The sequence below is a fragment of the Marinimicrobium sp. C2-29 genome (genome assembly GCF_038419845.1).
GTDB lineage: Bacteria > Pseudomonadota > Gammaproteobacteria > Pseudomonadales > Cellvibrionaceae > Marinimicrobium.
Map to the genome: position 1 here is coordinate 161,801 of NZ_JBCAQT010000001.1, position 12,415 is coordinate 174,215.

Sequence of the window (12,415 nt, forward strand, 5' to 3'; positions counted from 1 at the left end):
AGGGTTTCAGGCAGGCATAAAAAAGCCCCCTGATCGGGGGCTGAAAAGACAACAGTAAAAAAGACAACATTAAATGGTCGCGGCCCGCCTCGTGCCGGGCCAGCCAGGCCTCAGTTGGAGGCCAGCTTGAATTCGCGGATGGCGCTGTTGAACTGGTCGGCGTAGGCAATCAGTTCTTTTTCGGCCCTGCGCTTTTCACTTGAGCTCATTTTGGAACAGTTCAGGTATTCTTCCTGGGCTTTTACGTAGGCTTTCACTTCATTGTTGGATTTGACCATCTGGGCAGTCACGGCCGTTTTCGGGTCGGGAATCTCGGGCTTGCTGGCGGGCTCGCTGCAAGCGAAAACCGGCGCACTGAAAACCGCAGAGAAGCACAGAGCAGACAACAATTTCTTCATATCACAATACCTGGAGTTTGGAAGTCGTCCCTCGGGATCGAGCCCCGGGAAACGATGGATAATATTGGACGCTCAGAGTGATCCGTTTGGCCCCTGAGTACGGAAAAGATTATCCCACAGCCTTTCTTAACAGAAAATGGTCTAAGAAGACCATTTTGTTATTGATATTTGTGATAACGAGAGGAAAGGTTATCAATGATTTACGCGCCAACAAAAACGGCCCCAAAAAGCCCGTTGTTTTGACGGGTGGGGCCGATTTCGGTGTCAGTGTCGAAAAACGTCAAATTATCGACGCGGTGTCATGACTCCAGCTCTATGTCCAGAAGGTTCAGAACTTCACGGCTCGGAAACCCGTCCGGCACCATACCTTTCTGGTCCTGGAAGGTGCTGAGCGCGCGGCGGGTCGCCGGGCCCCAGATGCCATCAACCTCGCCCACGTCATGGCCTTTGTCGGCCAGTGTCTGCTGGATCTCCATGACCTGGTCGCGGCTCAGGCGCGGGGCATCGTCCGGTGGTGGCTGGTGCAGCTCACCCGCACCGGCAATGCGGTCGGCCATATGCCCCACGGCAATGGCGTAGTACTCGGACTGGTTCCAGCCCATGATGATTTTGAAGTTGTGGTACGCCAGAAAAGCCGGGCCCTCGTGCCCCGCTGGCACCAGCAGGGAGGCCTCGATGTCGGCCTCCGGCAGCTCGGCGCCACTGGTCTGACGAACGCCCAGCTTCGCCCACTCGGACAGTGCCCGGCGATTTTTCAGGCCCGCCTCCAGGTAGGGGAATTCCTCGGGCAGCAACACCTCCCGGCCCCAGCGGTATTCATCATCCCAGCCCATCTGGCTGAGAAAGTTGGCCGCCGATGCCATGGCGTCGGGCAGGCTGTTCCAGAGGTCGCGCTTGCCGTCACCGTCATAGTCCACCGCGTAGCGCTGAAACACCGAGGGCATAAACTGTACATGGCCCATGGCGCCGGCCCAGGAGCCTTCCATGTTCTTGGGGGCAATGGCGCCTTCGTCAATGATGCCCAGCGCGGCCATCAATTCGCGGGTGAAATAGTCGCTGCGGCGCTCATCGCAGGCCAGGGTGGCGAGGGAGTCGAGCACCCGCATTTTGCCAAAATAGCTGCCGAAATTGGTTTCCAGCCCCCAGAAGGCCACCAGGTAGGGAGCCGGCACACCGTACTCCTTTTCCACCTTGGCCAGCAGGTCGGCGTGTTCGCGCAACAGGCGGCGGCCATCACGTACCCGCTGATCGGTGACCCGCCGGCCCAGGTAATCGGCGAAGGTGGTGGTGAACTCCGGCTGCTGTCGATCGAGCTCAATGACCCGCGCGGAGTATTGGATCCCGGCCAGACTGTCGCGTACCGCGTCCGAGTCCAGCCCCTGGGTGGCGGCATTGTCCTGCAGCCGTGCGATGCACTGCTCAAAGTCGGTCTGGCTCATGCCGTAAACGGGCGCGGCGCTGGCGATAGCCAGAGTCGCGGTGAACAGTAATTTACCCCAGTACATACTCACTCCAAAGGGACGCTGGCGGGCCAGGGTTGCTGGCTCGGCCGAAGGTTTGACCAATTCCCGGGGATCGTGACATGATTCCCAAGGCAAATAAAGCAATAAACATATAAGCCAATAAAACAAAGTAAAACAAAGAGAGATCAACCATGAACCCTTTTACTGTACGCTCCCTCGCAGGCGTGGCTTGCTGTGCCAGTATCGCTCTGATGCTGTCCGCCTGCAGTCAGCCCGGTGATTCTGACGCTCAAACTGCCACGACCACCGAGCCTCCCTGGATTTCCGATCTGGGCAATGGCGAGTACAAAAATCCGGTGCTCTACGCCGATTATTCCGATCCCGATGTAATCCGTGTGGATGACACTTACTACATGACCTCATCAAGCTTCAATAGTGCCCCCGGGCTGCCCTTGTTGACGTCGAAAGACATGATCAACTGGGAACTGGTGGGCCATGCGGTCCAGAATCAGGTGCCGGATGAGGTGTTCTCCGTCCCACAGCATGGCAATGGCATCTGGGCTCCCTGCCTGCGCTACCACGATGGCAAATTCTGGATCTTCTGGGGCGATCCGGATTTTGGTATCTACCAGGTTCACGCCGAGGATTTCGAGGGCCCCTGGAGTGAACCCCATCGGGTAGTGGCCGGCGAGGGGTTGATTGATCCCACTCCCTTGTGGGATGACGACGGCAAGGCCTATCTGCTGCACGCCTGGGCCAAGAGTCGCTCCGGCATCAACAACATCCTGACCCTGCGCCGGATGAAGCCCGATGCGTCGGGCCTGGTGGATGATGGGAAGTTGGGTGAGGGCACGACCGTGGTGGACGGCCACCAGCTGGAGGGGTATCGGACGCTGGAAGGGCCCAAGTTCTCCAAGCGCGACGGTGAGTACTATATTTTTGCTCCGGCCGGCGGTGTTGAGCCCGGTTGGCAATCGGTGTTTCGCGCCGAGCAGATCGGGGGGCCCTATGAAGACCGGATCGTACTGGCTCAGGGCGACACCGAGGTCAACGGTCCGCACCAGGGCTCCTGGGTCCAGACACCGGAGGGCGAAGACTGGTTTTTCCACTTCCAGTCCAAAGGCACTTACGGGCGCATCGTTCACCTCCAACCCATGGAGTGGCAGGATGGCTGGCCGGTGATGGGCCAGAACCAGACGCCGGAGGGCGTGGGTGAGCCGGTCGCACGCCACCGCAAACCGGTGACCGGCTTCCCGGTCAAGGTCCCGGCCACCACCGATGAATTTGAAAGCGAGACCCTGGGGCACCAGTGGCAGTGGAATGCCAACTGGCAGCGCGAGTGGTACTCACTCAGCGAGCGTCCGGGGCACCTTCGGTTGCATGCCTATCAGCACGACTCCACCACTGGGGAGGACAACCTCTGGTTGAATCCCGCTCTGGTGATGCAGAAGGTTCCGGCGCCCGAGTTTACGGTCACCACCAGGCTCGACATCAACACCGAGCGCGACGGTGACCGTGCCGGGCTGGTGATGTTTGGTGAAGATTATGCCTGGATCGGCCTCGAGCAACAGGGGGATCAGCACCAGCTGGTGCAGAAGACCTGCACCGATGCCCGCGCCGGCTGTGACGAGCAGACGCTGGGGCAGGTGGCGTATCCGGAAGGCGAGCCGGTTTATCTGCGCCTGCACTTCCATACCGACCAGACGGTGGATTTTGAATACAGCCCGGACGGCCAGAACTATGAGACGCTGGGCGAGCGATTTGCCACCCGTCGCGGCCGCTGGGTGGGGGGCAAGATCGGCCTGTTCAGCGAAGGCAGTGACGAAGCCTACCTGGACGCCGACTACTTCCGGGTAACGCCTCCTGTTGAATAGCCCAGAAAGGCCACCTCCGGGTGGCCTTTTTTGTCCTATTTTCGTCCTATCAAATGATTTTGACGACGTGAACCTGGTCATGGTCCGAGCGGCCAACTTCTGGCAAAATACCGTCGCCACGTAATTTGGCACTCTTTCCTTTAACAGGACTCTCAAAACGCCACAACAAGGATATTATTCTGATGCAGAAAGTCACAAAAATTCTCATACCGCTGGTGGTGGTTGGCGTGGTAGTCGCCGCGATCGCCGCTGGCGTTTTTACCCAGAAAGGAGCCTCATCGTCCGCCGGACTGGATGATTTCCTGACCCACATACCCGCCGACACTCCCGTGCTCATGGTCGGCCACACCTCGGCCGAGAACATCGAGTCGATGGACGCCATGCTGCGTAACATGAACCCCCAGGACCTGCAGCCGTTTTACGACCTGTTGGCCGAGAGCGAAGAGGGCTCGGGCGCGCGTCTGTTGCAGTGGTTGCTCGACGATTATATTCAGACCGGTGTGGCCGGCGGCTATGAGGGGTTGAGCGAGCGGTACGGCTTTGATTTCACCGCGCCCTACGGTATCTATCTGAATGGCGCCGCCCCGGTGGTGCGCTTCTCGCTCAGCGAGTCCGCGCCCCTGAAATCGGTGCTGGCCGAAGCAGCCGCCGAGACCGGTGTTACCGCCGAAGAAGCGGCGCTGGGCAGTGCAACGCTCTATTCCTGGGAGCTGAGCGCAGACAAACCGGAGTTGAAGCTGGGGCTGGCCGTTGACGAAAGCTCCATGACTCTCTCGCTGATGATGGACTCTGACAGCAACGAAGCGCGGATGCGGCGCTTTGCCCGCCAGCCCGTCGAGCAGCCGCTGGCCGGCTCCGAGCGCGTGAAAGAGCTGCGTGCCGATTACGCCGAAGCCGACCAGTTCATGGGGTTTCTGGATTTTCACCGTATTGCCGAAGCTCTGCTGCTGCCCGAGCAGAACAGCACCGGACGCGAGCTACGCGGATGGTTCCCGGAAATGGAACAGGCAATGGGCTCGAACCTGACCGACGCCTGCCGTCAGGACTATGTGGGGCTGGCCGCCAGCATGCCGCGACTGACCATGGGTGCCGAAGCGTACTCTCTTGATAGTGATACGCTGCACCAGACACTGGGTTTCCTCTGGCAGATTGATAACGAGCCGGTGCTGTCTTCTTTGAAAAAGCTGCAGGGCTTCGTCCCCGCCTACGCCCGCGAGGCCGACGATAAACTGCTGGCTTTCGCTCTGGGCGTTGACGTCAGCCAGCTGGTGCCGGTCCTGACCGACCTCTGGACCCAGTTCACCAACGCCAGTTTCGCGTGTGCCGAGCTGAAGCAGCTGCAGCAACAGGCCCAGGCACTCAACCCGGGCATGCTTGCCATGGGGACCGCCATGTTTGAGTCCGTGCGCGGTGCCGGCGTCGCTGTGTTCGACCTTGCGCCCAGCGACCAGACTCCCATGGGACTGGATGGCTCCGTCCTGGTGAGCCTCAGCTCACAGAATCCCGCAGCCATCGCGTCCATGCTCACCTCCTTTGTTCCGCAGCTGGGCGGCCTGCAGATTCCCCAGGACGGCACCGCCGTTGAGATTCCCGACCCCATGGGGCTTGGTGGTAACTACATCGCCATCAAGGGCAAGCATCTGGTAATTTACCGGGGCGAGGCCGCCAAGGCCCAGGCCGAGGCCCTGGCGGGCGAAGCGCTGGAAGTCTCCGGTCTGTCGGCTCTGTCGCTGAACCTGAGTGAGCCCAAAGAGCTGTTTCAGTTGATTGAGCCCATGACCGCTCAATCCGCCACCGGTGGCTGTACCCCCATGTATGCCGGCCTTCTGTCGTTGACCAAATCACCCATGGTGATGACCTACAACGAACACTTCAGTGATCGCGGATGGAAGGGCACCCTCGATATGGACATGACTCTGATCGACGTCATGGAATCGGCCACCCTGGCCGGGGATTATCAGATCGATACCCTCGACGATGCCGACTGTCAGTGGTACACCATCGGGACTGAAACTCTGAACAGCGACGGCACGGGTCAGTTTGCCGGCGAAAATGCCAGCTTCGACTGCGACACCTACCGGGCCGAGTTCAACTGGGAGTTGACCGGTAGCCTGATGGAGCAGACCGGTGGCACCGAAAGTGAGCGTGCCGCCTGCGACAGTGACTGGGAAACCGCCGACTCGGACACTGAGTTTGACTGTGGTGTACTGGCTCTGGACAACACCGGTTTCTACTGCATGAGCCAGGCCGATGGCGAGATGGAGCTGTTCCGCTACATTCGCCAATAGGTCAGTAAGCCAGCAGGGCAGAGACGCCTTTTGCAACGTTCGTGAAAAGCCGCCCCGGGAGACTGGGGCGGCTTTTTGTTTGAGGGACGAATATTGCTGATTATGGAATCTTTTGGCGCTTTTTCGGTCTCGGTTGTATGCCATTTTCGGCCCCAGGTCCCTGGTGCCAGGTAAGGAGAAGACCACTCTGTGATGAGCTGGATTGAAGAAAATCAGGCACTAGTAGACCTCTGCATCAGTATCGCGACGCTCCTGGTTTGGGTGATATACGCTCAGTTGCTGTTTTCCGGGTTTCGTCGCCAGCGCAGTCCAAGGCTGATCATCAATCGGGGCAAGAAAAAGGACATGAACGCCCTGTGCATCATCAGCAATATGAGTATGGAGGCGATCTATGTCGAGTACATCATCGCCGTACTGAGAACCTCACATGGCACAGTGACCATGGATGTGACGGACTTTGAGCGAGCCTACACCGAGGAGCAGAAAGACAACGACGGCAACCAGCAGAGTATAGCGGTGACGCCCAATGGCGTTCATGAGAATACCCGTCAGGGCCCACTGCTCTCGGGTGACTTTATGCATATTGGCACCTTTAATGCTCTCGTCTGGCGCCTGGCAAAAGAAGCGGGCATTCCGATGCGAGGCTTTTGTCCCGAGAACGACATCAAGCTGAAATGTCTGACGATTCAGGTTATCGCCCTCTATGGGCCGGACTCTCGGCCAATCAGCGCCAGCCGTGGCTTTGATATCAACAGCGACGAGGAAGTGGGCACTCTGACGCCCGCCTCCTGGCAGACTCACCAGGGTGTATCGTTCCTCCATCGTCGCCGGCTCTGCAGACTGGTTGATGAAATGAACGAAACCAACTTTTCATCGAGCTCCACGATCGCTCCGCAGGAGAATCAGTGATCACAGGTAAGAGCTCAGAGTGGGATCCCTCCCACCCGTTCGGTTCAGGTTACAAGTCGGTCTACAGTCGATGTTCGCCTGTGGATAGCGCCGATCTCGCTTGTTTGTCGCTTACAGCGTGCCGCTCATCGTCCGGAGCGACGTCGCGCAGACGCTCCCTCCACTTGGCGGCTGACTGTTTATTACCGACAGCCTGGGCCGCCCTTACGGCGCCACTGAGGGTGTTGTAGCGTTTCGGCCAGGTTTGGTCGGAACGCTCATAGGCCGCCAGAGCTTCTTCCGGGCGATCGAGCGCGAGCAGCAGATCGCCGAGTGCTTCATGGGGCGGGAGTAGGGCGCCCGGCGTGACCGGGTGTTTTTCGACCGTGGCTTCCAGCTCCCCGGCCGCGCGCATCCGGGCAAGGGCGCGCTCGGGCTTGTCCTCGGCCTGGGCGATCCAGCCGGAGAGTATCAGCCGGTCGACTTCAAGGTAGGTGGAAAAGCGCCGGTCGGCGGCGGATGTAGCACTCTCACTCAACGTTGCCAACCGCTGCTCCGCCTCGCGGGCAGCCGCCAGATCCCCGGTGTGCACTGCACCCAGTCCGCGTGCGAACCAGCTGACCCCTTCCGGCCAGTAAAAAGCATCCCAACCGATGTAGTCGGGCACACGCGTCTTTATCTCCGCGGCCGCTTGCCAGTCCCGGGCTTCGACGGCCAGGCGCGCCGGTATGGAAGCCAGGTGAAAGGCGCCGGGAAAGTTGGCCTGGTGCGGGCCGTTGGCCTGGGCGGATTGCCAGACCTCGTGCGCTGCCGTGTCCTCTCCGCGCTGCAGGTGACCATAAACGAGATAGTCCAGTGCGTGGATATAATGAAACGAGGTCGCCCCTTCACTTTTGTGGTCGATTGCGGATTGGGCCGAACGCTCGTTCCATTCAATGACGCTTGGCCAGTCGCCCAGACGAACGTAGATGTGTGAGGGCATGTGTAGGGCGTGGGGGACCTTGGGCGCGATCTGGCCATAGGACTCCACGATTTCAAGGGCGTTGTCGGCACGGCCGTCGGCATCGGTGGCGTGGATGCTGTAGTGCACTGCACCGGGATGTCGGGGTTCCTCATCCCAGACGGCGCGCAGCACCGACTCGGCTTCATCGTGCAGGGCCTGCCGGTCATCGGATTCCAGTGCCAGCGCCAGGCGAGAGAGGGCATACAGCGAGGCGATATCGGGATCATCGGGGAACGACTCGTAGGCACTGTCCATGCCCTCAATCCAGCCCGCCAGACGCGGCTGAAGCCGGTCGGTGTCGGGCCCATAAAAGGCTGCAGTAGCCCGAATCAATGACTGCTCGCGCTCATTGTCAGCCAGCTCTTCCGCCCGCTTGATCGCCTCGCGGCCGCGAGTAATTTCCTCTGAGCTGGGCAGGGTGCCCCACAGCGGTTGAAACAGCGTGGTCGCCACGCCCCAGTGGGCCATGGCACAGTCGGGAGCGGAGCGCGCCACGTCCTCATAAGCGGCGCGTGCCTGGACATACATCATATGGTGCATCAGCCCCAGGGCCCGGTCGAATTCGGCGCGTACCGATTCATCGCAGTTGGCACGGAAGTCCACCTCGCCTACTGAGTCGTCGGCGCTGACCGGCTGGTCATCGTGCATCGTGTGTTGCGCCATTGCGGGCGCCGTCATCATCAGGGAAGTAAAAAACAGGAACAGCAAACGAATGAGGGTATTCATGGCAAAACTCCTTCTTACAGTTGTTGAAAGGATTCGCCCGTCATGCGCCGATCGGCCACTACAACACGCCGCTATCGGCAATCCCTGCATGCGAACTTGTACACACCTGAAACTACTCCGATTTGGGTTGAACTTCCAGTACATCAAAACGGCTCACGACGAGATCTTGAGTGCTGAGCCTTGTTTCGGTTTTTGATGTTGGCGTTGGGCTCTACATATTCCGCTAGATGATGAAGTAGTCCATGAATCTGTGTACCGGGGTGGCCATCAATCCGGCAGGATCCCGGTACAGTTTCATGATGGCTCGGCAGCGGCTTGCGGGGAGGCGGCTTGCCAGGTTGGCCTGAAACTTCTGCTCCAGAAGAGGAATGCCTTCCTCGCGACGCCGGCGGTGGCCCAGCGGATACTCAATAGTCACCTCTTCGGTACTGCTCCCATCCTTGAAAAATACCTGGATGGCGTTGGCAATGGAACGCTTGTCGGGTTGATGATATTCCTCGCTGTAGCGTGGATTCTCGACCACCTCCATCCTGTCGCGCAGCCGGTCGATCTCCGGGTGGCGGGTATGAAACTCGTCCTCATAATGCTCCGCTCTCAGGCTGCCGGACACCAGTGCCACCGCGGTCATGTACTGGAGGCAATGATCCCGGTCGGCGGGGTTGGCCAGCCTGCCCTGTTTGCTGATGATGCGCAGGGCGGATTCATGGGTGGTGATGCGGATACGGTCGATGTCATCAAGCCTGTCCCGGACATTCGGGTGTAGTTCAATAGCCGCTTCCACGGCGGTTTGAGCGTGAAACTCCGCGGGGTAGCTGATCTTGAACAGAATGTTTTCCATCACGTAACTGCCGTATTCGCGCTGGAGATGGAAGCGGCGCTGCGCTTCGGGTTTGATCTGTTGATCCTGGTTGGTCTTGCTGAACAGCACATCGTAAAAACCCCATTCGGGGGCGGTCAACACTCCGGGGATACCCATCTCCCCGCGCAGGGCGATATCCGCCAGGCGCACCGCTCGACTCGTCGCATCGCCCGCCGCCCAGCTTTTGCGTGAGCCAGCATTGGGGGCGTGGCGATAGGTGCGCAGGGGGTGGCCGTCCACCCAGGCGTGGGAAAGGGCGCTGAGCAACTGTTCCCGATTGGCGCCCATCAACTGGGCAACCACGGCGGTAGAGGCTACCTTCACCAGCACCACATGATCGAGCCCCACGCGATTGAAGGCATTGTCCAGCGCCAGTACGCCCTGGATTTCGTGGGCCTTGATCATGGCTTCGAGCACGGCGGCCATGGTGAGCGGCGTCTCACCGCGCGCGAGCTGCCGCTGTGACAGATGGTCGGCGACCGCGAGAATGCCGCCCAGGTTGTCGGAGGGATGGCCCCACTCGGCCGCCAGCCAGGTGTCGTTGTAGTCCAGCCAGCGGATCAGTGTCCCCAGATCCCAGGCGGCCTTGACCGGATCGAGACGGAACTGGGTCCCCGGCACGCGCGCTCCATGGGGGACCTGAGTGCCTTCCACCAGCGGACCCAGATGTTTGGTGCATTCCGGAAAGCGCAGTGCCAGTAAACCACAACCGAGGCTGTCCATCAGACAGTGGCGGGCGGTGCTCCAGGCCTCCTTGCGGGTGATCCGGTAGTCGAGCACGTAGTCGGCGATGTCCTGCAGTACCGTGTCGTAGTCTGGCCGATGGTGGGTATTGGCATCGGGAGTCATGCGCTCTCCTTTCCGCGCGCCATCAACGGCGTTCGTCAACCGGCGTGAAGGTTCTCGGCTCTGGCCCCGTGTATTGCGCTCTTGGGCGAATGATACGGTTATGGTCGCGCTGCTCCTTGATATGGGCGGTCCAGCCGCTGGTTCTCGCCATCACGAAAATGGGCGTGAACAATGGAGTAGGAATGCCCAGACTATGATAGGCCGGCGCGTGATAAAAGTCGGCATTGGGAAACAGGGCCTTCTCGCGCCACATGACGGTCTCACAGCGTTCGGCAATATCGAACAGGGCCTGATCGTCGGGACGCCCTTGCGCCAGGGTTTTGGCCCAGGCTTTTATGATGGCGTTGCGCGGGTCGCTGGTCTCATAGACGGCGTGACCGAAACCCATGATTTTTTCCTTGGCGGCCAGTTTCTCAAGCAACTGCTGTTCGGCGTCGTCCGGGTCCTCGAAGGACTCAATCAGGGCCATGACCGCCTCGTTGGCGCCACCATGCAGTGGGCCACGAAGCGTACTGATGGCGGCGGTCACCGCGCTGTAGATATCGGTCAGCGTACTGGCGGCCACGCGGGCGGCGAAGGTCGAGGCGTTGAATTCGTGCTCAGCGTACAGAATCAGCGACGCCTGCATCACCTTCACTGAAGTGGGGTCCGGTGTCTGCTGATGCAATAAGGTCAGGTAGTGTTCGGCAATGCTGTCGGCGGCCGAATGGAGATCGATACTGCGGTCGAAATGCGAGTAGTGATACCAGTAACAGATAATAGTGGGGAGGGCGGCCAGCATGCGCTCGATCGACTCGTCCTGGTGCTCGAAATCCGGTTCCGGTTCCAGGACTCCCAGCATGGAACAACCGGTGCGCATTACTTCCATGGGGTGCGCCGTGGCGGGTATATGTTCGAGCGTGTCGAGCAGCGCCCGGGGCAGCTCCCGCTTTTGCGCCAGTCGGGAATGGTAGTCTTCCAGCTCGGAGCGGGTGGGCAGGCCGCCGTATTGCAACAGATACGCCACTTCCTCAAAGCTGGCCTGCTCGGCCAGAGCCTGGATGTCGTAACCCCGGTAGGTAAGCCCGCTGGCATCCTCACCGACGGTGCACAACGCGGTTTCACCGGCTACCTGACCTCTGAGGCCGGCGCCACCTTCAGTATGCTTGACCATGTTGACCTCCCGCACTGAAAGATCGTTAAGAATCGGAAAATAGCGTGTCGAGCTTTGCCTCGAATTCGTGGTAACGGAGTATCTCGTACAACGCTTCCCGGGTTTGCATGCGCTCGACCACCGCCTTTTGATCACCATCACTGTGGATGGTCTGGTACACCTCCAGCGCCGCCTGGCTCATGGCACGAAACGCGCTGAGCGGGTAGAGCGCCATGGCCACACCCACCTCGGCCAATTCCTGTTGGTTGAACAGGGGCGTCTGGCCAAATTCGGTAATGTTGGCCAGAACCGGCACCTCCAGGGTTTGGGTAAAGGCACGATAGTCTTCCAGCCGGTGCACCGCCTCGGCAAAAATGCCATCCGCGCCAGCGGCGACATAGGCCTGCGCCCGATCCAGGGCGGCCTCCAGCCCCTCCTGGGCCAGGGCGTCGGTGCGGGCCATGATGAAAAAATCCGGGTCCCGACGAGCGTCCACACAGGCCTTGATCCGGTCTTCCATTTCGTCGCGGGTGACAAGCGTCTTGTTGGGACGATGGCCGCACCGCTTTTGTGCAGCCTGGTCTTCGATATGAGTGGCCGCCACCCCGGCGCTTTCCAGTTCTCGAACGCAGCGCCCGATGGCGAAAGCGCCGCCAAAGCCTGTGTCGATATCCACCAACAGGGGCAATTCGGTCGCCCCGGTAATGCGCCGGGCGTCCTCGGTTACATCATTCAGGGTCGTAATGCCCAGGTCCGGCAGGCCGTGGGAGGCATTGGCCACGCCGGCCCCGGAGAGATACAGGGCCGAATGGCCGGCGTGCTCCGCCAGCAGGGCGCAGTAGGCATTGACGGCGCCGACAATGGGCAGGGGGCGGTGTTCGGTCAGCGCCTGACGAAATCGGTATCCGGCACTCATGGGGAAGCCTCTCGGACGG

The 12,415-nt window shown here is 60.1% G+C and carries 10 protein-coding genes; 4 read left to right on the top strand and 6 right to left on the bottom strand.

Annotated features, from left to right (window positions below; translation table 11 throughout):
• Positions 1-110: 110 nt before the first annotated feature.
• Positions 111-398, bottom strand: a complete 288-nt coding sequence (locus AAE484_RS00750) for a hypothetical protein (RefSeq protein WP_341936405.1) — start codon at positions 396-398, stop codon at positions 111-113.
• An 86-nt stretch (positions 399-484) separates the two neighbouring features.
• Between AAE484_RS00750 and AAE484_RS00755 the strand changes: the two genes are divergently transcribed.
• On the top strand, positions 485-703 hold the full coding sequence (locus AAE484_RS00755) for a hypothetical protein (RefSeq protein WP_341936406.1): 219 nt from the start codon (positions 485-487) through the stop codon (positions 701-703).
• Here AAE484_RS00755 and AAE484_RS00760 read toward each other — a convergent pair.
• Positions 698-1,903: a lytic murein transglycosylase gene (locus tag AAE484_RS00760; protein ID WP_341936407.1), complete on the bottom strand. Its 1,206-nt coding sequence runs from the start codon at positions 1,901-1,903 to the stop codon at positions 698-700. The two genes, AAE484_RS00755 and AAE484_RS00760, sit on opposite strands and share 6 nt — an antisense overlap.
• Before the next feature lie 149 nt (positions 1,904-2,052).
• Here AAE484_RS00760 and AAE484_RS00765 point away from each other — a divergent pair, with 149 nt between their 5' ends.
• The 3 genes from AAE484_RS00765 to AAE484_RS00775 all read left to right on the top strand — a co-directional run bounded on the left by AAE484_RS00765 (position 2,053) and on the right by AAE484_RS00775 (position 6,932).
• Positions 2,053-3,735, top strand: coding sequence for a glycoside hydrolase family 43 protein (locus tag AAE484_RS00765; RefSeq protein ID WP_341936408.1), 1,683 nt, complete (start codon positions 2,053-2,055; stop codon positions 3,733-3,735).
• A gap of 182 nt (positions 3,736-3,917) precedes the next feature.
• Positions 3,918-6,023 (top strand): hypothetical protein, encoded by a 2,106-nt coding sequence (locus AAE484_RS00770; protein ID WP_341936409.1) that lies wholly within the window; start codon positions 3,918-3,920, stop codon positions 6,021-6,023.
• A gap of 192 nt (positions 6,024-6,215) precedes the next feature.
• Positions 6,216-6,932 carry a hypothetical protein gene (locus AAE484_RS00775; protein ID WP_341936410.1) on the top strand — a complete coding sequence of 239 codons (717 nt, stop codon included), beginning with the start codon at positions 6,216-6,218 and terminating at the stop codon, positions 6,930-6,932.
• Between the two features lie 61 nt (positions 6,933-6,993).
• Here AAE484_RS00775 and AAE484_RS00780 read toward each other — a convergent pair whose 3' ends face one another.
• From AAE484_RS00780 to prpB, 4 genes are all read right to left on the bottom strand, one after another.
• Positions 6,994-8,640 (bottom strand): tetratricopeptide repeat protein, encoded by a 1,647-nt coding sequence (locus tag AAE484_RS00780; RefSeq protein ID WP_341936411.1) that lies wholly within the window; start codon positions 8,638-8,640, stop codon positions 6,994-6,996.
• Positions 8,641-8,863: 223 nt separating this feature from the next.
• Positions 8,864-10,348 carry a bifunctional 2-methylcitrate dehydratase/aconitate hydratase gene (locus AAE484_RS00785; RefSeq protein WP_341936412.1) on the bottom strand — a complete coding sequence of 495 codons (1,485 nt, stop codon included), beginning with the start codon at positions 10,346-10,348 and terminating at the stop codon, positions 8,864-8,866.
• A gap of 22 nt (positions 10,349-10,370) precedes the next feature.
• A complete protein-coding gene (prpC, locus tag AAE484_RS00790; protein ID WP_341936413.1) occupies positions 10,371-11,501 on the bottom strand; it encodes a bifunctional 2-methylcitrate synthase/citrate synthase in 1,131 nt (376 codons plus the stop codon).
• A 25-nt stretch (positions 11,502-11,526) separates the two neighbouring features.
• Positions 11,527-12,396 carry a methylisocitrate lyase gene (gene prpB / locus AAE484_RS00795; protein ID WP_341936414.1) on the bottom strand — a complete coding sequence of 290 codons (870 nt, stop codon included), beginning with the start codon at positions 12,394-12,396 and terminating at the stop codon, positions 11,527-11,529.
• Positions 12,397-12,415: the final 19 nt, after the last annotated feature.

Bases quoted from the DNA above. Each gene is read 5' to 3' on its own strand.
- AAE484_RS00765 (WP_341936408.1), top strand. From the start codon at position 2,053: ATGAACCCTTTTACTGTACGCTCCCTCGCAGGCGTGGCTTGCTGTGCC.
- prpB (WP_341936414.1), bottom strand. From the start codon at position 12,396: ATGAGTGCCGGATACCGATTTCGTCAGGCGCTGACCGAACACCGCCCC.
- AAE484_RS00760 (WP_341936407.1), bottom strand. From the start codon at position 1,903: ATGTACTGGGGTAAATTACTGTTCACCGCGACTCTGGCTATCGCCAGC.
- AAE484_RS00780 (WP_341936411.1), bottom strand. From the start codon at position 8,640: ATGAATACCCTCATTCGTTTGCTGTTCCTGTTTTTTACTTCCCTGATG.
- prpC (WP_341936413.1), bottom strand. From the start codon at position 11,501: ATGGTCAAGCATACTGAAGGTGGCGCCGGCCTCAGAGGTCAGGTAGCC.
- AAE484_RS00775 (WP_341936410.1), top strand. From the start codon at position 6,216: ATGAGCTGGATTGAAGAAAATCAGGCACTAGTAGACCTCTGCATCAGT.
- AAE484_RS00770 (WP_341936409.1), top strand. From the start codon at position 3,918: ATGCAGAAAGTCACAAAAATTCTCATACCGCTGGTGGTGGTTGGCGTG.
- AAE484_RS00785 (WP_341936412.1), bottom strand. From the start codon at position 10,348: ATGACTCCCGATGCCAATACCCACCATCGGCCAGACTACGACACGGTA.
- AAE484_RS00750 (WP_341936405.1), bottom strand. From the start codon at position 398: ATGAAGAAATTGTTGTCTGCTCTGTGCTTCTCTGCGGTTTTCAGTGCG.